15 protein-coding genes and 1 pseudogene are annotated in these 19,194 nt (G+C 44.7%); 4 read left to right on the forward strand and 12 right to left on the reverse strand.

The annotated features are described in order from the left end of the window. Positions 1-17: 17 nt before the first annotated feature. Positions 18-2,189 (reverse strand): adenosylcobalamin-dependent ribonucleoside-diphosphate reductase, encoded by a 2,172-nt coding sequence (locus tag FCL48_RS22455; protein ID WP_136875916.1) that lies wholly within the window; start codon positions 2,187-2,189, stop codon positions 18-20. A gap of 476 nt (positions 2,190-2,665) precedes the next feature. After that, positions 2,666-3,490, reverse strand: a complete 825-nt coding sequence (locus FCL48_RS22460) for a nitroreductase family protein (protein ID WP_136875918.1) — start codon at positions 3,488-3,490, stop codon at positions 2,666-2,668. A 300-nt stretch (positions 3,491-3,790) separates the two neighbouring features. Here FCL48_RS22460 and FCL48_RS22465 point away from each other — a divergent pair, with 300 nt between their 5' ends. After that, positions 3,791-4,414 (forward strand): FmdE family protein, encoded by a 624-nt coding sequence (locus tag FCL48_RS22465; protein WP_136875920.1) that lies wholly within the window; start codon positions 3,791-3,793, stop codon positions 4,412-4,414. A gap of 167 nt (positions 4,415-4,581) precedes the next feature. Here FCL48_RS22465 and FCL48_RS22470 read toward each other — a convergent pair whose 3' ends face one another. After that, positions 4,582-5,802, reverse strand: a complete 1,221-nt coding sequence (locus tag FCL48_RS22470; protein WP_136875922.1) for a hypothetical protein — start codon at positions 5,800-5,802, stop codon at positions 4,582-4,584. A gap of 694 nt (positions 5,803-6,496) precedes the next feature. Between FCL48_RS22470 and FCL48_RS22475 the strand changes: the two genes are divergently transcribed. Next, the gene (locus FCL48_RS22475; protein ID WP_136875924.1) at positions 6,497-7,816 is read left to right on the forward strand and encodes an MFS transporter; all 1,320 of its coding nucleotides are present in this window, start codon (positions 6,497-6,499) and stop codon (positions 7,814-7,816) included. Positions 7,817-7,884: 68 nt separating this feature from the next. Here FCL48_RS22475 and FCL48_RS22480 read toward each other — a convergent pair whose 3' ends face one another. The 6 genes from FCL48_RS22480 to FCL48_RS22505 form a co-directional block, all read right to left on the reverse strand. Next, on the reverse strand, positions 7,885-8,736 hold the full coding sequence (locus tag FCL48_RS22480) for a thymidylate synthase (protein ID WP_136875926.1): 852 nt from the start codon (positions 8,734-8,736) through the stop codon (positions 7,885-7,887). Between the two features lie 224 nt (positions 8,737-8,960). Continuing rightward, positions 8,961-9,473 (reverse strand): rhodanese-like domain-containing protein, encoded by a 513-nt coding sequence (locus tag FCL48_RS22485; RefSeq protein ID WP_136875928.1) that lies wholly within the window; start codon positions 9,471-9,473, stop codon positions 8,961-8,963. Positions 9,474-9,734: 261 nt separating this feature from the next. Beyond that, entirely contained in the window at positions 9,735-10,109 is a 375-nt protein-coding gene (locus tag FCL48_RS22490) for a NifB/NifX family molybdenum-iron cluster-binding protein (protein WP_136875930.1), read from the reverse strand. A 410-nt stretch (positions 10,110-10,519) separates the two neighbouring features. Beyond that, positions 10,520-11,146 (reverse strand): glutathione S-transferase family protein, encoded by a 627-nt coding sequence (locus FCL48_RS22495; RefSeq protein ID WP_136875931.1) that lies wholly within the window; start codon positions 11,144-11,146, stop codon positions 10,520-10,522. Between the two features lie 176 nt (positions 11,147-11,322). Then, the gene (locus FCL48_RS22500; RefSeq protein ID WP_136875934.1) at positions 11,323-12,207 is read right to left on the reverse strand and encodes a DUF2971 domain-containing protein; all 885 of its coding nucleotides are present in this window, start codon (positions 12,205-12,207) and stop codon (positions 11,323-11,325) included. A 49-nt stretch (positions 12,208-12,256) separates the two neighbouring features. Continuing rightward, the gene (locus FCL48_RS22505) at positions 12,257-12,886 is read right to left on the reverse strand and encodes an NAD(P)-dependent oxidoreductase (RefSeq protein ID WP_136875936.1); all 630 of its coding nucleotides are present in this window, start codon (positions 12,884-12,886) and stop codon (positions 12,257-12,259) included. 571 nt (positions 12,887-13,457) lie between these two features. Between FCL48_RS22505 and FCL48_RS22510 the strand changes: the two genes are divergently transcribed. Together FCL48_RS22510 and FCL48_RS22515 are read left to right on the forward strand one after the other, a co-directional pair. Further along, entirely contained in the window at positions 13,458-14,114 is a 657-nt protein-coding gene (locus FCL48_RS22510; protein ID WP_136875938.1) for a tetratricopeptide repeat protein, read from the forward strand. A gap of 430 nt (positions 14,115-14,544) precedes the next feature. Beyond that, positions 14,545-15,489, forward strand: coding sequence for an OmpA family protein (locus tag FCL48_RS22515; protein ID WP_136875940.1), 945 nt, complete (start codon positions 14,545-14,547; stop codon positions 15,487-15,489). A gap of 402 nt (positions 15,490-15,891) precedes the next feature. On the opposite strand, the gene FCL48_RS22520 is transcribed toward FCL48_RS22515, so the two are convergent. The 3 genes and pseudogenes from FCL48_RS22520 to FCL48_RS25285 form a co-directional block, all read right to left on the reverse strand. After that, on the reverse strand, positions 15,892-18,768 hold the full coding sequence (locus tag FCL48_RS22520) for a type I restriction endonuclease subunit R (RefSeq protein WP_136875942.1): 2,877 nt from the start codon (positions 18,766-18,768) through the stop codon (positions 15,892-15,894). Next, complete coding sequence (locus tag FCL48_RS25990; protein WP_371418689.1) at positions 18,765-18,971, reverse strand: restriction endonuclease subunit S; 207 nt, start codon at positions 18,969-18,971, stop codon at positions 18,765-18,767. Before FCL48_RS25990 ends, FCL48_RS22520 begins: the two co-directional genes overlap by 4 nt. Before the next feature lie 17 nt (positions 18,972-18,988). Beyond that, positions 18,989-19,194 (reverse strand): annotated as a pseudogene (locus FCL48_RS25285) (IS66 family transposase); the annotation flags it as partial.

Genomic DNA, 19,194 nt, shown 5'->3' on the forward strand with positions numbered 1-19,194 from the left:
ACGAATTTATCTGGATATTAAGAACATTTACTGTAACCGCATTCATGACAGGTTTCGCAACCCTCTTCAAAACGCAAAACCCCTGAACACTCAGGGCAGGAAGAAGAGAAACCCTGCTGAGTACCGGCCATAAATGATTTAAAAAGTTTACTCAGTTGAGCCGGAAGATCTAGCATATGGCCGCTCGACCTGTCAAGTTGTTTGATAATCTCATCCATGGGTACATTGAAACGCAAGGCAAGCGAGACCAGACGACAGGTTGTAGTCCACATGGTGGATTTATCTTTAAGATCAACGCGGTTATCAAACGGGAATTTCGCAAACACCTCCATTGGTTCTTCATTTTCGTCAAAACAGACAATAATGTACACCGATTTCTGCTGCTGGTCTTTGACCTTGTATCGCTTCGCATCGAGGGTATCCGGCAGGTTCCTTTTCACAGGTCCCCGCTGAGAGACAACAGCCGTTTTATCTTTTGCTGATCCTTCTTTTGTATTTAACACCTGGTGGTCACGAGAGCCGTCGCGGTACACCGTAAGGCCCTTACATCCCAGTTTATACCCGGTGATATAGGAGAGTTTAACTTCTTCGCGAGAGGCATCGTTAGGCAGATTGATGGTTTTTGAGATCGAACTGTCAACACCACTTTTCTGCAGTTTGCCCTGCATCTTTATGTGATCCTCGGGTGCGATATCCTGGGCGGTACGAAAAATTTCCTGCCACTTCTGAGGAATTTCATCATGGCCTATAACGGTACCAGTATCTGCAACCTTGCTCATCAGCTCATCGGAATAAAAGCCCTGCTCTCTGGCAACCTTTTCAAACAGCTTATTCACCATGATAAGTCGGTCACCATCCATGACATGTTTTACCATAACAATGGAAAAGTAAGGCTCACAGCCTGATCCGCAGTCAGCAATCATCGACACGGTCCCGGTTGGCTGAATGGAGGTAAGTGCTGCGTTTCTTCGTGGCTTATAGGTATTGACCGACGGGTCGTAGGCAGGAAAAGGTCCCTTCACCTCTGCCATCTCTATGGAGCATTCCTCTGAAGCATCTCTGATAAGGGACATGACAGCAGAAGAGACCTCTCTGCCCTTTTCGCTCCCATAGGGAATTTCCAACTGGATGAGCATGTCGTGGAGACCCATGATTCCCAAACCGATTTTTCTGGTTTTAAGGGTCATTTCCTTTATTTCAGGAATCGGGAATCGGTTACAGTCAATAACATTATCAAGAAAGATAGTAGCATAGCGTACGGTTTCTTTTAACCGGTCGTAATCGATCTCTTTATTTACTACATACTGGGCAAGATTGATCGAACCGAGGTTACAACTTTCGTAAGGGAGCAACCACTGTTCACCGCAAGGGTTGGTCGCCTCAAAATCTCCCAATTGCGGGGTCATGTTATCCCGGTTGGCAGAATCGATAAACAGTACTCCAGGCTCACCATTGTGCCAGGCCAGATCGACAATTTTTTCAAATACCATCCGTGCATCCAGAGAGCGAACAACCTGACCATTGCTGGGCTCAATCAGGTTATACTCGTCTCCATCTTCAACAGCCTGCATAAAAATATCGGTGACGCCAACACTGAAGTTGAAGTTGTTGAATTTCGTCTGGTCCTCTTTTGCGGTGATAAAATCCATGATATCTGGATGATCGATACGAAGAACCCCCATATTAGCCCCACGACGCTTACCACCCTGCTTGATCGTTTCTGTTGCAGCGTCAAAAACGGCGGCAAACGAAAGTGGACCTGAAGCAACACCCTGAGTGGATCTTACCGAAGCATTTTGAGAGCGAAGTCTTGAAAAGGAGTAACCGGTTCCACCACCTGTCTTGTGTACAAGAGCACCATTGCGGATCGCAGTAAAGATGCCATCCATTGAATCTTCAACGGGAAGAACAAAACAGGCAGACAGCTGACCAAGATCGGTACCAGCGTTCATAAGACAGGGCGAGTTGGGTAAAAAGTCCAACTTGTAAATCATGTTGAAGAACTCTTCACGAATCTCTTCGTAAAAATCCTGATCCTTATCGACTTTTGCGATGGCATCAGCAACACGTCTTGCCAGTGTTTCCCACGTTTCACAGACTTCGCCTGCTGCATCTTTCAGATAGTATCTTCTAGCCAGAACTGTTTCGGCAGTAGCCGTCAAAACCTGCTTAGTCATATCAGGTGTCATGGGGAACCTCTTTGTCGAAAATTATTAAATCAAGAAATGTAAAACTGTAGATATGTATATTTCATCTGTGGAAACAGATATGCGAAAAAGCGCTGATTTATGTGAAATTCAACGACACACGCAGCACCTTTATACACCACATTTGCGTAGCCGCCAAGAACAAACTACAACATGTTGTGTCTTTTTTCAATTGGTACACATTTCCAGGGAGTTCAGAAAAATCTGTTTTTTTCAACAAAAAAGATTCATCTAAAGACATTTTTATCCGCAATCAGGAGATCCCTCTGCGACCCCTTACAGATAAAGACATACAAGACAATACCTCTATACAAATGTTATGAAAGAGAATTGATTCAACGATCATAGCCGGAGGGAAATGCCAAAAAATAGACCACTGGGCGTTTATTCACCCAACCGTCCCTCAACAAAAGCTTTTGACATATATTACCCGACTCAGGCAGGTTATCTGGGCCGGACTACAATCTCCAGATGATATGGGCATCTTTACGTTTGGGAATCCTTGTATAGCTATATTGCGGATAACCAAGCATCAACGCTCCATAAGAAAGGGAGCCATCGGGGAAAGCCAGGATTTTCTGCATCGGAGGAAAAGTCTGAGCTGCCGCATTAAAATAGCCAGCCCAACAGGCCCCAAGCCCTCGTGCACTTGCGGCCAGCTCCAGATGGGAAAGTGCAATGCTGCAGCTTGCTGGTGCCATTCTACTTTCTTTTTCAGCATATGCCACAATGAGCATTGGAGCATTACGAAGGATGACGTCTTCTCCTTCTGTCCATCTTTTAAAGGTTGCGTCAAGATGAAGCATCAAGGCGAATTCCGGCTTGTCGTTAAGCATAAAAAGCATCCAGTCAGCAACAGCTTGTTTTACGGCCTGAAGTTCTTTTTTATCGGCCAACACAAGCCAGCGGACCCCACCACTGTTATGGCCAGAGGGTGCATAGCGTACAAGATCAAGAAGTTCTTCCACAATATCTTGCTCCACCGGTCTCTTCTTGTAATTCCTCACCGAGCGGCGACCTTTAAACAGTTGCCCGCACTGTTCCCTGGTGAGTTTCAAGCCGTCGTGAAGCAAGGAGCATTCAGATGCTGCCATGGCTCTATGATCAAAACATCCAGAAGGACAGATTGCCACACACTGGCCACAATCGATACATCTGTCGTCAGCCCCCTCTGCAGGCACAGGATATTTATCTGGGTCAAGCCCAATGATACCCACCGGACAGACAGCTGCGCACAAACCATCCCTGTTACATTTTTCTCTGTCAATCGTAAAAAGTGCCAATTGTTATCTCCACTCAGGTTACAGAATATTATAAAAAAGCTTGTCACACCCTCTATCAATACTGTAACAGAAATTGCTATCTCCCTGCATCCTTCATTTTATGGAGCATTCAGGAAATGAATCCAACATCTCTATCAATAAAAACCCTGCAGGTATTTCCCCGCCAGCTTATCCTCCCCACCGGATTCAATTGTAGAATTATTGCTTCAAAAATGCTTTTGCCAGGCGGATCTGAAATGGTATTCTTGCCTACACCCTCGATAAACAAACATCGTCACACTCACTTGAAAAGGATACAGCATGTACATACCCGAATCTCTCCAAGCCCGACCCGACTATCAACAGTGTATAGCCTTCCATGGACACACATGCATGGGAGTTACCATAGGTTACCTGGCGGCCAGACTCGCAATGGAACTCCTGGCCGAAATGCGTGCCGTTGACGAAGAACTCATTACTATTGTAGAAACCGACGCCTGCTGTTGCGATGCGATCCAGGTTCTCACTGGCTGTACCTTTGGCAAAGGTAATTTTTTCTATCTCGATTATGGTAAAATGGCCTTTACCTTTGCCAGTCGCGCGTCGGGCAAGGGCGTTCGCCTCGTCTTAAAACCTGAAGTTTTCGCCGTTCCAGAAAAGGAACAACAGCTTGCCAAAAGAGTCTCCCAACCGGACTGCTCTACTGCAGAAAAAAAAGAGTATGAACAGATGTATGAAAACCGTGGAGTACAATTATTTGCAAAAGGACAGGCAGGCTTTTTTGATGTACAATATCTCGATCACTTCAAACTTCCGGACAGAGCGCCTCGAGCTGCCTCAAAAGCCTGTGATATCTGTGGAGAAATGGTTATGGAAACAAAACTGGAAACAGCCGGGAATCACAAAATCTGCAGGGGCTGTCTTACCGCAGAACATCAAGTATAGCCTGATACTCCATTCCCCCTTTCAGTTGTCATGAACTATTGTGCTTTCATCGTTCATTGCACCCACACGTTCATCGCTGACACCGTTTACACACAATAAAAAAAAGCGATTGCTCCGGCATACATCTGCCGGAGCAATCGCTTTAAAGAAAGAGTCGCCGGTTCCGTTTAGAATCTCAAACGAACACCTACACCAAAACGACCATAGTCATACAAGCCGTCCAACTCATCAAATGCTGAACGTACTTCAACAAACAGAGATGCGTTAAAATCTTCAGGCTCACCATATACTCTGGCGCCAAAACCTGCAACGAGATCAAGCTGGCTGTTTTCTGCTGCGTTATCATCGTCACCATCGGTGATCCAGCCACCAACACCAAGGTCAACAAAATACCTTGAAGCAAATGAGTATTCACCCAACAGGTCTACAAGAAATGCAGACTCACCGTCAATACCCTCCACCTGTGGGGCACCACCGATCAGGCCAAGGACTGCAAACTTGTCAGTAATCTTATACTCAAGACCTACACGACCAAAGACGTAATTAGCAGGGTCAAACTGTCTGTAATATCCAGCATCAGCCAGAAAACGGACACGCTTCATACCCTCTACAGCAGCTACACAGTCGGCCTGTGATGAGGTTTCACCTTTATCGTCTGTCATGGTTACTTTTACAGAAGTTGCACCGCAAGGCATCTCCACATCAGCCACAAGCTTGCCGTCAACAACAGTCTCGCTCACAACATTGCCCTGGTCATCAACAAAGGCGATATTCATCTTCTCAATGCTGCCGTCTGCATCGGTGGATCCACTTGCATCAACGGTGATGATTTGTCCACAAAAAGCTCGAACAGGGGTAATTGTCAAGCCGCCACATTGCGGTGCCTGATTGGCTGCAACAGGAGGAGGAACAACAACAGGCTCAGCAGGAATCGCCTTTACACCCATAAGGGCAATGTTTCCACAGCCCAGGGGAACGGCAAAGGTGTATCTGTTGCCGTCGTAGTCAATATCAAATTTAAAACCAGGAAACGTTTTCTCATTGGCCCAGGTAACGTCTTTTGCCACCCGAACGTCCCCTTTACCTTTCTTTTTGAAAAGCATCCATTCAAACCAGGTTCCCTTTTCAAAATCCACTCGCTCAATCTGGGCAGTCGGGAGTTGCTCTACAAACGGCTGATAGACTTCAGTAAGTCCTGCTTTATCGAAACCGATCATAACCTCCTGTCTTTTATCCTGGACCATTTGAAGCAATGTATCCACGCTTGTAAGTGGCGGCTGGTGAAATGGGCTTCGTCCAATCTCCATTAAAGTGGTAGACGCATGCACGCTACTCACTCCAAGTACCACTACAGCTACCATCAGGACAGACCTTATTATTCTGTTCAAAATTCCCCTCCAATATTCAAAATAATTTAAAATGAAAACAACAACGTGCCGCTGGCTATAGTTTAACGCGCAGCGTAATTCAAATGTCTATTTTTATCCAGTAAACAATCAGTAAAAAAGTGCAATTTTTTCACACGACATACCCAGATTTAACCAGTATTTTTGTTCTCTTATCCCTCCTTGAATAAACTCAACATCCTCTCTCTCCCGATATTCCTCAGTCGCAGGGCTCTTTCTCCGTCCATCAAAGCCCTAGCAACCGATAAACCTTATTTATGACAAGCAAATTCAAGACCAATTCAAAAACTACTTTTTCCTATGGATATTGAACCTGGACAATTTTCACGAGGTGAAATTATCTGCAAGCAAGGTGCCCAGATACTCATACCTGCCACAGTAGTGTGATTACCTGTTGCAACAATGAATAGCGAGCTATTTTATTTGCCCAGAGCTTAAAAAATCAGAAGCAATCCCACAGAGTATCTGTCTCTCAACTCTATCCTTATTTTCGCAGAAAAAAAATATCTGAATATTTGATATTAATATTTCATGAAAACAATCCCTTTTCTTGAAATATCCAAGTAATCCCTTCATATAAGGAACGTTCATTGACAAAGCAACAGCCAAAGAGTAGTTTTCTCCTCATTTTTTCTACGCTGTACACTTCCCATTTCTCAACTGGATAAATTAACGAATGACAACTCCGCTCCAAAGACCAGCAGACAGGACAACAGTCGGTTTAGCCTGGGCTAAATGGTCTATTTTTGCTGTTTTAATTCTCACCTACATTCTGGTCTACTTTCACAGAATGGCTCCCGGGGTAGTTGCTGAGTATCTCATGGGCTCATTTCAGATTACCGGCATTCAACTGGGAACGCTGTCCGCAATTTACTTTTTTGTCTATGCATTTATGCAACTTCCCTCCGGCGTCATCGCTGACACCCTGGGTACCCGTACCTCTGTTGTAGCCGGGAACCTTGTGGCGGGGATGGGTTCTATCCTTTTTGGGATGTCATCATCTTTTGAAATGGCCTGTGTTGGCCGCTTTTTCGTTGGACTCGGGGTATCGGTTGTCTTCATTTCCATTATGAAAAATAACGCTGTCTGGTTCCACGAAAGGGTCTTTGGGCTGATGAGCGGACTGACCCTTCTCATAGGTAATCTGGGTTCAGTACTTGCAGCCGGTCCCCTTGCCGCCCTGCTCACCCATTACGAGTGGCGATTTATCTTTATCACCATCGGCGGCCTTTCACTCACTCTCTCTCTTGTGGGTTTTTTCATCGTTCGAAACAGACCAGAAGACCTGGGTTTTCCTTCGCCCAACAACTTTGGTGGGCAACCTGTCAGCAAATCCCAGAAAGGCTGGGCACAAAGCCTTATTTCCGTTATCACATCACTCAAAGTATGGCCTGGATTCTGGGTGCAATTTGGAATGATTGGAGGATTGTATTCATTTATGGGCTTATGGGGGGTATCCTATCTTCGGGACGTGCATGGATTGAGCCGGGTCTATGCTGCAAACCACATGACAACTATGCTTCTCAGCTTCGCCTTTGGCGCTCTCTTTTTTGGCTGGTTTTCAGACAAAATCGGCAGAAGAAAACCAATTCTGCTCCTCTGTGTTCTGGGGTACACCCTCCTTCTCGCGGTTCTGACCTGGCTCCCTCTTCAGCCTGGTATAGAGACAATCCTGCTCTTTGGAGCAATGGGGGCAACAGGTTCGGGGTTTGTCCTCACTTTTGCCGCGGCCAAAGAGATTATGGATCCGAATCTTTCAGGGATGTCCGTCAGTGTCGTTAATACCGGATGCTTTATAGGTACTGCACTCATGCAGCCACTATTTGGTTACCTTGCCGATCTTTCCTGGGATGGGACTACCACAAACAACATACGTATCTACGTCGAACAGGACTATCGAAGGGGGCTTTATCTCATGATGTTTTTTGCAGTTCTGGCTATTGCAGGAGCGTTACGGTTGAGGGAAACCTATTGCAAAAACCAGCATCAACAATAAAAAAAGGCCAGAGAAAACCTCTGACCCTGACAACATTTCCCTCAGCAAAAAATCAGTGCAAGGACCGTCTAGACACTGAATTCATATTTAATTCCCGGATGATGCTTATAGCCAATAAGTTCAAAATCATCAACGGTCACCCAGGTTTCAAGATCCTCTAACGTTTTAATTTCGGGGTTAATCGTAAGACGCGGTTGCGGATATGGCTCCCGCTTCAACTGAACATCGCGAAGCAGTGCAAGCTGATCTTCATAGACATGGACGTTTACAATCTTATGAAAGGCCTTTGCCGGTTTCAACCCTGTAATCTGGGCCATAACCATCAATAACCAGCCCACCTGCACCTGATTAAACCCGTGGCCAAGAGGAAGGTCATCGGAGCGCTGGTAGGAGGTAAGATACAGCTCACCATCCAGCAGGCTGAAGGTATGAGTGTGCATACAGGAGTTGAGACAGGCACGGTCGCGCTCTCCGGGATTCATGAAGGTCATTATCTCACAACGATTATCAATACCCTGTCGTAGATCGTTGTAAACATTGAGAAGTTGATCCACCCGTTCGTTTTCAGGGTTCCTCCAGTCTCTCCCCTGAGCACCGTAACATCTCCCCATGTCGTCCTCCCCTTTTCTAAACGGGTTGGCCAGCCAATCGGGATTGTCATTTGCGTTCGCATTCCAGGTATTACAGCCAATTGATCTGAACTGGGCGGCACTGGTATAGCCACGCAAATAGCCCAGCATCTCTGCTATTGCAGCTTTCCAAAAAACCTTTTTTGTGGTCAGAACCGGGAGAATACCTTCACTGAGATCATACTCAAGATCTGCATTGATTACGGTAAGACACCGTTTACCGGTCCTTTTATTTTCGACCCACTTCCCCTGACTGACCACTCTCCGGCACAATTCTAAATATTGTTCCATATCTCACACTCATCTTAACGCCTCTCTGACTCATTACAATTGCAATCAAGCTCTGGATTATACAGAAAAAACATATCTTCGAAGGCAAGCGTATACTCCGTTCTCCTGGTCAGTTACGAATTTCTCTATACCCTTTGATTAAAAAAGAAATATTAAATCATCCAAGGCAGCTTATATTGTTAAAACCTCATTGTTTTTTACAATGAGGCATTCAGCTTTCTCACTTATTCATCGCTTACAGGAATAATAATAACCTGCTCATTGGTTATGGAGGTTTGCAACGGGTATCCTGCCTTTGCCCAGTCAACCACGCCTGTAGTCACTGAGATAGCATTTTTATAACCAAGGTCATTGAGTTGTTTTGTAGCCAAAGCAGCTCTTGCACCTGTCCTGCAATAGACGTAAATTTTTTCATCCTGGTCTGGCACCACAGACCAGACACTAAATTCGAGCAGTCCCCGTGAGACATTTAAAGATTCAGCAATGTGCGCCACTTCGTATTCTTTTGGAGTCCTCACATCAAAAATGGTGATATCAGCATCCTCATCAATCAGTTTTTTCAACTCCTGTATTGATACCTCTTGAATTGAAGCACGTGCATTGTCAACCAGTTCCCTGGTCTTTGTCTGCATCCACTTCGGCTCATTGGCTGGCGCCTTTGAGTCGTCTGCCATTGCGGATGCAGCAGATATCAGATAAAAAAAGGCAACCGCTGCCAGTAATTTTACATAACGCATACGATTCTCCTTATTTGCATGTTATCGTCTTGATATTAATATATTTTTCAAACATTCCTCAAACGGCACTTCAAACAAAACAGAGATACACCATGGAGTTGTCTCTGCATTTTGCTGTACTTCACAAACTAATATCAATCCAAAGAAACACAATACGAAAAGGTCAAACGCCAGACACGGCTAACCAAACAACTTTACGGCTTTCAATGCTCGCCTTGGAAAACCGCTACACGCCATAAAGGAAACGATCAGGGGAAAAAATCAATGATGGTGATGGGCTCCTCCACAGCTTTGCCCGCCATTGGCGTCACGAATAAGTTCAAGACGGTTACTGTGCATCAGCTCCATGGCTGTTGTTGCATCAAGACCTTTCCCTAAGAAACGGGTAACGCAGGCTCCGGCAATCAATTCAAAGGCAGTTGGCCGGATCAGGCAGGTTATAACCGCTTCGCAGTCGTACTGCAGAACACTCTCCGCCAGCTTCTGTCCGGCAAGATCTAAAGATTTTTCAGCATTTGGAATAGTTGTAACACCCATGGTTTCGGCGTTGACAATGAGCAGGTTCCGACACAGTTCAAACTGCTCTGCAACTGTACTTTCCATGGAATCTCCATCCACGGCAATGGCAATATTCATAGCGCTTTTCCCTCATGTTTTTTTTTGGTAACTATTGGTTAGACTTGATGACGGGCGGGTTCTCAAATTGTACCGTAGAATTATTGTGCACCACCCTCTGAGGCGAACGCGACGACAACATACGATGAGTAAAAAGCAAAAAAAACCGACCAGTCCACCCAGCACACACGGGGGGAAGACCTCATCCCCTCGCACAGTATCAATAAAAAATGAAGTAATTCTAATTTGTTGGAAGAAAAAAATCGACAAAATACGTCTTCCCAGCCACTTTTAGAAAGGGTAGTCAAACATACAACAGTACCACAGTAGAAAAACAGCACACCCCGCAAAGGACAGCCATATAAAAAAAGCCAAACAGCATCATACTGTCCGGCTTATTATATTTTTATACAGCCCTTGCCAAGCGCCAATTACACTGCTTTTTTAAACTCTATTTTTTCTTTTTTATAGGCAGCCTGAAATTCCGGTAAAGCCGAGACCTCATCAACGAGGCGTTCAACATTTTTTCCAAGTTCAATCTTTATGTCTGGAAAATTGTTTCCCCAGCCTGTGTAAATGGTGGCCAGATAGTCGACAATAGTCGGGTCATCACCGCAGATAAACCTTTTCTGTGCCAGTTCTCTATCGAGAATCGCCCAAAGGCCAGAGACTGCAGCCGACAACTGCTGCAGGACCTTTGTCCTCTCCCCCTCATCCATTTGTACCCTGAATTTGATTGCGAACATTTTTCCATAGGCAGGATGCAGGGTGGCATAATCAAACATCAGCCAGCGTAAAAACTCTGCCTTTTGAGACAAATCGGCAGGTAACATATCGGATTGATGCTTTTCCAGGAGATAGAGGGCAATCGCAGCACCTTCGGTAATAAGCTGACCTTCGGGAGTTTTTAATGCCGGAACCTGATTGGTAGGAACTATTTCTGAATAGTTGGGAACCGCCTCACGTTTTACAGCGGTATATTCAACCTGTAGTTTTTCAAGCAGGACCACAACGCCTGAAGAGCAGGATCCGGGAATGGTATATATGGTGTACATCATCTCTCCTTAACTATTATCATTTACATTTTCTTGCATGTCACAGGTTCCCTGCCCTCTGTTCTCTGAGGTGCAAACTTCGGTGTTGCTGCAACGCGCAATCCTTACGGCGATGTTGTCACTATGCTGACTGTTGTCTTAAAAGAAAAGGGACAGACTGTATTTTCCTTTTTTATCTTTCACCTTGCCCGAAAAGGAATCTGACAATAGGAGATGCCCTCGCGCGGCTGAATGCCATGTTTGGACAAATACATCGTCATTGAGTTCATTGAAATGGTGATGTTTGGGGTCGGTCCTAAAAAAATATGCTCAATGGTAATAGTTGAGTTCCCCGCTGGTGCAAGGTTAAACTCAATATAAGGCACCAGCATGGAGGCACCCTCACGGAAAAGAACCGCCGCATTGACATAGTCGGTAATCACCGGTGATACGACCCGCCACTCCTCCTCTTCCCTGAACGACGGATGTTTCAAAATAGCTGCAATACGAAGGAGATCACTCTCTATCATGTGAAAAATAGGGTGATAGGCGTTATCATTTTGGGGATCTCTACTGTCAAGATCTTTGGGATGCTCTTCGGCCAGAGCCTCAACGGCATCGATAACCTGACAAATCAATTGCTGCTGGGCTTCACAACTGTAAATACATTTACCAATCTGGAACGACTGTTGGGTTGCGCACTGCAGAATATAGTCGGGATCAAAGCCGAGACTTACCCCTTTGCCGAGTCTGCTGTAGCCACGCCACTGGCTCAAAAGGTTACCATTTGAGCGAAAGGATGATGCAAAAAGCATATGGCCGTTGGTGATTCGGTGGATAACCCAGTCAAGAAACTGATTAAGGAGGTTGGGCTTTGGGTGACCAGCGGCTATCCTCTGGGTAATTTCTGTACGAATAAGATCTGCCGTGTGCTTGAGTTCGGCTGAATCGTTCATATAGCGGATATCACTTGCCCAGAGCGCATTACTGTCAACAATACCCAACAGCCCAGTAAAACCTGTGTAGTGATACAGTCGCTCCTGTGGAATATCCGAGTAGAGTCTTGAGGTTATATCTTTTATCATCAGAAAGTTACGATACGTTATTTTTATATTTAGGCTGCGCCTGCGGCTGTTAATACGTCAGCAACGGGGTCTTACCGAATTGTGTCGGGTTATCCAGTTGCTCTACAATAAAATGAGCAACATCCAAACGGGATATTCTTTTGGACACCACGCCTGTTAAATCGTTATAGACGTGATATTTTCCCGTTCTTTTGCCATTGGTCAGACCGGCGGGGCGAACTATCATCCAATCAAGACCGCTGGCCTTTATGAGTTCCTCCTCCCGGTCTTTGTCAGCATAAATACTTTTCAAAAAAAGAGGTTTAAAAATCCTGTCATAGAGAAAACCCCCATGCCCTTTGGAATCCCCCGCACCAATCCCGGTTACCGCTATAAGTTTCTGCCCAGGGTTTTTCCTTACGACGGCCAGTATATTGTGCGCTGCTTTTGAAAATAAATCGACCGGCTTAAAAGTAATGGGCACCCCAATACACGAACAAATAACATCCTGTCCTTTTGCCGCAGCCTCAACTGCTGCCAGATCCAGAACATCCCCTTGAACCACCTGAAGTCCCGAATGATCGAGTGTTATTTTTTCGGGTGTTCGGGCAAGAACGGTCACATCATGGTGCTTTTCCAGGGCGGTTTCCAGCAGTGCTTTTCCAATTCCTCGGGTTGCTCCAATAATAAGAATTTTCATGCCTTTCCTCTTTCACATTGTTTTTAATACACAAGGACAAATTAAACTCGATGTTTGTCGACGTTACTTCTTATCTACACGGGTCTGCACAAAAATCTGGGTAAGTCTTATGACAACAGATTTTGCCATGATTCTTATCCCAGGCAAACCATAATCCTGAATACCACCAAAACAATGGAGTAAAAAATTACCCTGATGGTCAATATTTCAGAAACACATAGTCCACAGATAATACGCTCTATTGCCTCTTTAAACCTCATATCATATGTGATGAACACCATTACAGCGACAAACATAGGCATTTTGTTCAGAAAAATTTTCCCCATCCTGCCGTCACAGTGGTATATTGTTATGAGTACAGTGTAAGATCAAGTACGACAATATTGTTGAGGCTCCCTGAGACGAGATGCTAGCCTGATTTCCTACCGTCGCCTTGGGTTGACAAAGAAATCAATAACGTTTCTGGTTGACATCACCGTCCTGAAAGCCGACTCTGTGTTTAGAATTTTACGTTTAAGAGACTAAATGGTACTGCTTTGTTATTCTGACAAACTCTGAGAAGGTTCCAACTATGCATAAACGAGCATCTTTTCTTATCACGCTTTTTGGATTGTCGCTGTTTGTACAACCAGCAACAGCTCTTGAGTTAACATTTGACCAACTCAAAAAAATCGCCGAACAAGGACATCCCGTTGCCCAGTACAAAATGGGTAAGATTTTTTTTAACGGGAACGGTGTGGCCAAAAACGACAATGATGCCCTCATCTGGTATCAAAAAGCCGCAGAACAGGGTTATATTTTCGCCCAATACACCCTCGGTGTGATCTATCAGACCGGAAACGGTGCAACTAAAGATTACGCTAAAGCTTATAACTGGTACAAAAAGGCTGCCGATCAGGGCTATGCCGGAGCCCAGAACAAGTTGGGAATAATGTATGAAAATGGTCAGGGTGTCACTCAAGATTATCAGCAAGCCATTAAACTCTATAGCCAGGCGGCTGAAAATGGCTACGCAGGTGCGCAATACAACCTGGCTTTAGTGTATTACAACGGCCTTGGTGTCCCCCAGGACTATGTCAAAGCGTATATCTGGTGTGCTATGGCAGCGGACAATGGACACTCTGCCGGGAAAAATTACCTAACCCTGATTACGTCCAACATGAAATCCAACGAACTAAAAAACGCGCAAAAACAGCGATTAGCACTCAACAAGGCTACAACGCCCTGAAAATGCTATCTTTCTGCAGAGACCGTTTTTTAGAAAAAAATACACATAATTCCTGTATGTTACTCAACATAAAACAACTTATTTGGCCACTGAAAAATAAATTACACGAACTTAAGTATATCCACTTGATCCTGGATAAATAAATGAATAACCTATCACTTTAATGATTTAGTTATTTTTTTTTTTGAATAGCTGATTTGAAGTTTTTCTCCGCACTTAGTATTGTGGTGCTGTTCTTGAATTGTTAGCAGTAATTTGAGGAATGGAAATATTTCGACAGTTATTTCATTTAAAACATGGAGGAGGGCAAGCAGAACTTAAGTGAATGAATTTCGTAAGTGATTGGCTGGGAAACGAGTCTGTTTGAGTGCGCTGTGCACTCCAGAAAAATGTAAAATTATTGAGTATTAAAAAGTAAGGAGAAATTTAGATGAAGAAAAGTATAAGTATGCTGGTGTTCAGTGTAGCTACACTTGCTATGTGCTTATCCGCCATGGCTATCGAATTGAGCCCCGACGCGACGAATGTCCCATCTGCATATGCAAAAGTTGCCGATGGAACAATCACCTATAACAACACGACGACGGCCTACGATTCAGATACCTTCAATGCAATTCTTGGTGCATACGGTTTGACCCTTGCTCCTGAAGGAGTTGCAGGAGTACCGACGAGCTACGCAAAAATGGCCGAGGACAAAGTGATGTTTAACCAGAATTCCATCGCATATACTCCTCAAGATTATCACAATATCTTTACAGCCTATGGTCTGCAACTGACCCCTGAAGATGCCGCTACCTTGTCAGGTGTAGTCACCTATTGCACAGTTTCTGATGGGAAGATCACCTTTGGAAATATTTCAACTGCCTACGACAGCAAAGAGCTGAGCACAATCCTTGCTGCCTACAGCCTTCCTGTCATGGAAACCGTAGCCGTTGTTGAAACAGATTGCGTAGACTCTGATGGTGATGGCGTCTGTGACGATGTCGATGTCTGCCCAGGGACTCCAAAAGGCGTTCAGGTAGACGAAAGAGGCTGCTGGAGTTTGGAGCAGACTTATCTCTTTGATTTTGACAAATCCGTGGTTAAACCAGTCTTTTACCCAATGCTTGATGAAATTGCCAAGATCCTGAAAGACAACCCTAAAATGACGATAGAGCTTGAAGGCCATACCTGCTCCATAGGAACTGAAAAATATAACCAAGGTCTTTCTGAGCGACGTGCCAATGCAATTAAAAAGGCTCTCATCGAAAGAACCATGATTGAAGCTGATCGTTTAAAAGCGGTTGGATATGGCGAAAGCAAACCAATTATGACAAACAAAACCAAAGAAGGCAGAGCAAAAAACAGAAGAGTTGATTTAAAACCTGTCTGGTAATGCAACGCTTGTCGTAGCTGTAAAAAAACCTCCTTACGGTTCGCTGTAAGGAGGTTTTTTTGTGTTCTTTGAATCAGGTTCTAGAAACAAGAATATTTATATTTTTCTCCCCTCAAACCGCTAAACACGTATTGGTGTGGCCATTACAACTAACGCCATACGACCTCATTGCCGGGCGTATTGACACGAAGCGCCACCTCGAATCTATGCCGAAACAGAAGTTTTAAGGGATGTTCAGATGGGAAGATGCCATTCACAAGGGTGATCTTCGGTTATAAAATCTACAGGCTGTCTGGTTAGCAGGTTGCGATTGCCACGTTTCCCACTTTTTACTTGTGGACTTTTTACAGAAATAAGTAAAAAATGAATGAAATGGAATATTCAAGACGAAAGCCCATGGTATCACGCCACCATCTGCTCAACAAAGACCTGTACAAACTCCTTCATCTTCTCAAGTATCCGTTTACCGATAATCTTGGCCTGTAGCACACTCGGTCTGTTATCAAGGCACTTAAAAATATCATCCCGTAGTGGTTCCTGTTCGCTGTAGATATAGGAATCAATAAGGGCCTGAAACTGTTTCCGGTCAAGGTTTTCTTCCTCACAGATCTTCCCAAGGGCCAGCACCTTCTCTTCCTGCCAGAATTTTTCAAACTCATCGGGGATGTCATCAGCATCGTCAACCTTGGGCAGGTGCTCATCAATAAACTTTTCTATCAGCTCACGCTTACTGCGCAGCTCTACCTCTCCCGCCAGTAAATCAACGATGGCCTTTCTCTGTTTCGACCAGTCTTTCGCCTGGGCCTGTTTCAGTTTGGCCAGCAGTTTCAGGATATAGGCGACATTGATCTCATCACGGTGAATAAGCTCCAACTCAAAATCAACATCGTTGAGTATAGATTCCTTCTCCTTCTGGTGATCACCCTTCGCCTTATCGTAGAGGTCCAGGTACTTTGATTTATAATCCTCAAAAGCCTGTTCTGTCATAGGCAGGTCAGACCAGGTAAAGTCAGTAAAGGAAGTGAGTATATTCCTGATCCGCATCAGCTCTCTGAAAGCCTGAATAAAGGCCAGCTCGTCTTCTTCACTCTTGAGGTCATCCACACTCTTCACCGTTGGCACAATGACTAACAGCTTTCCAAAGGCTTCACAGAATTTGCGGACAATATCTTCATACGGAGGCAGCAGTATCTCTTCTTTGGCCTCCTTATTGGAAAAAAGTGCTATCGCTTCATCGGTGGCTTTTTTCAGGTTCCTGAAACAAAGAATATTACCATGAGACTTCTGCTCATTTAAAATGCGGTTGGTGCGGGAAAATGCCTGAATGAGACCGTGGTGTTTCAGGCTTTTATCCACATACAGGGTGTTGACCTTTTTGGCATCAAAGCCGGTAAGAAACATGCCGACCACCAGAAGAATATCCAGCCTGTCCTTCTCGGGATACCCTTCTTTTTCTCTCTCCTTCAAGCGTTTGGAGATATCTTTGAAATAGTTCTCAAACTGCTGGCTGTCCCTGGTGGAAAAGCTGGTGTTATACATCGTGTTATAATCACCGATAAACTCCTCCAGCTTGTCACGGCTATGGCTGGATTTATAGAGGGCTTCAGGTTCAGCAGCGATATGTATTGCATAGTCATCGGCAGGGAGTGAGCCATCGGCATCAGCATCCTCTTCATTGCCACCGTAGGTAAAGATGGTAGCAATGCGTAATTCACTTTTATTATTCTCTATTTGCTTCTTAAAGAGGTCATAATAGGTAATAAGGTTAGCGATACTGCTCACCGCAAATATGGCCGAATATGCCCTGCTGTGGGTCTTCTGGTCGTGACGCTGGATAATATAATCTACTATCTTTTCCAGTCGTTCAGGGGCATCCAGAACCTCTCCGGTGTCGATAGCCTCAACATCAATATCTATCTCTGTGTTCCCTGTCTTTTTATATCTCCCCAGGTATTCAACACTAAAGCGGAGCACATTCTGGTCACGGATGGCGTCGGTAATGACATATTTATGCAGACACCTGCCAAACAAATCTTTCGTCGTCCGCTTACCCATCTCATTCTTCTGGGCATTATCGGCAAAGATAGGTGTTCCGGTAAAACCAAAGAGCTGGAGGTTGGTAAAGAACCCGGTAATCTTTTGGTGCGTTGCACCAAACTGGCTTCTATGACACTCATCAAAGATAAAAACCATTTTGGCATCTTTTAAATGGTTCATGCTCTTTGTGTAACGTGCCTTGGTGATGGCGTTATTCAGCTTCTGGATGGTGGTGACAATCAACTTGGTGTCATCTGCAAACTGTTTAACCAGTGAGCGGGTGTTGTTGGTTACATCGACACTGTCTTTTTTGAAGCTGTTGAACTCCTTCATCGTCTGATAATCGAGGTCTTTCCTGTCAACAACAAAGACAACCTTTCGCACCCCGGCCATATCCATAATAATCTGGCTGGCCTTAAAAGACGTGAGGGTCTTGCCGCTGCCGGTCGTGTGCCAGATATAACCATCCCCTCTATTTTTGGTAACAGAGTCGATGATGGCCTCGGTGGCATAATACTGATAGGGCCGAAGCACCATCAGGATTTTATGGGTTTCATTGGCCACCACATAGTTGGCTATCATCCTGCCCAGGTGAGTAGTGGTAAGAAAGGATGAGGTAAAGTCTTTCAGGCCGGTGATGTTGCGATTGAGTGTATCTGCCCAATAGAAGGTCTGCTTGAAGGATTGACGCCTGTTGTTGGCATAATACTTGGTATTCACACCATTGCTGATGACAAATATCTGCACATACTGGAACAGGCCGGTATTAACCCAGAAGGAGTGGCGCTGATAACGGTTTATCTGGTTAAAGGCTTCTTTAAGTTCAAGGCCCCTGCGCTTGAGTTCAACCTGTACCAGTGGGATGCCATTGATAAGCAGGGTAACATCATAGCGGTTTTTATAGACCCCCTGGACAGTCACCTGATTGGTTACCTGATAGAGGTTTTTGGCAGTATCTTCACCATTAAAGAAACGGACGTAAGTGCCGTCACCGTTATCCTTGGTCAGTTGGTAATAGTCACGCAAGGTTTTGGACTTTTGAAAGACATTACCTTTGGCAAGATGGTTGAGTATGGCTGCAAATTCTTTATCCGAAAAACTGGTGTTGTTGAACTTCTCAAGCTGGCCCTTCAGGTTGGAGAGAAGGGACACCTCATCGTTGATAGGGATGTTCTCATACCCCTGGTCAGCGAGTTGGCTGATAAGTTCCTGTTCCAGTTTAGCTTCGGATTGAGTGCTCATACGAACATTTTCTGCAGCAGACCTTTTTTGAGGTTTTGGGTTTGGGTGAGTTGGGTTTGTACTGTGGTTATTTTGGTGTCTAACTGCAATGAAAATTGGCTAATCTCCTTCTGCTCATCATCACAGGGAATTTTGAATTTAATTTTTTTCAACTCATTTATTGACAGTACCACTTGAGATGTACCGACACTATATTTCCCGATATATCCTTTGTACGTAACTACTCACCCCTATCATTATTCGGTGCTAAATCTTGTTTTGTAAGAGCGATCTGAATAGCAACGAGGGGATTAACTCCTATGGCCGCCATAGTTTGCAGATAACTTGAGATCCGACAATATGCATGAGCGTATTGTTGCTTCCGAAAGCATCCTGATACTTTCTGCTTCACTTTAGCCATTCGAAGATCCCTTTCTGCCCTGTTAT

This window comes from Desulforhopalus sp. IMCC35007 (genome assembly GCF_005116575.1).
Taxonomy (GTDB): domain Bacteria; phylum Desulfobacterota; class Desulfobulbia; order Desulfobulbales; family Desulfocapsaceae; genus Desulforhopalus_A.

Coding starts and splice junctions, on each gene's coding strand:
- FCL48_RS22475 (WP_136875924.1), top strand. CDS start 6,497: ATGACAACTCCGCTCCAAAGACCAGCAGACAGGACAACAGTCGGTTTA.
- FCL48_RS22485 (WP_136875928.1), bottom strand. CDS start 9,473: ATGCGTTATGTAAAATTACTGGCAGCGGTTGCCTTTTTTTATCTGATA.
- FCL48_RS22455 (WP_136875916.1), bottom strand. CDS start 2,189: ATGACACCTGATATGACTAAGCAGGTTTTGACGGCTACTGCCGAAACA.
- FCL48_RS22510 (WP_136875938.1), top strand. CDS start 13,458: ATGCATAAACGAGCATCTTTTCTTATCACGCTTTTTGGATTGTCGCTG.
- FCL48_RS22520 (WP_136875942.1), bottom strand. CDS start 18,768: ATGAGCACTCAATCCGAAGCTAAACTGGAACAGGAACTTATCAGCCAA.
- FCL48_RS22515 (WP_136875940.1), top strand. CDS start 14,545: ATGAAGAAAAGTATAAGTATGCTGGTGTTCAGTGTAGCTACACTTGCT.
- FCL48_RS22505 (WP_136875936.1), bottom strand. CDS start 12,886: ATGAAAATTCTTATTATTGGAGCAACCCGAGGAATTGGAAAAGCACTG.
- FCL48_RS22500 (WP_136875934.1), bottom strand. CDS start 12,207: ATGATAAAAGATATAACCTCAAGACTCTACTCGGATATTCCACAGGAG.
- FCL48_RS22490 (WP_136875930.1), bottom strand. CDS start 10,109: ATGAATATTGCCATTGCCGTGGATGGAGATTCCATGGAAAGTACAGTT.
- FCL48_RS22465 (WP_136875920.1), top strand. CDS start 3,791: ATGTACATACCCGAATCTCTCCAAGCCCGACCCGACTATCAACAGTGT.
- FCL48_RS22480 (WP_136875926.1), bottom strand. CDS start 8,736: ATGGAACAATATTTAGAATTGTGCCGGAGAGTGGTCAGTCAGGGGAAG.
- FCL48_RS22495 (WP_136875931.1), bottom strand. CDS start 11,146: ATGATGTACACCATATATACCATTCCCGGATCCTGCTCTTCAGGCGTT.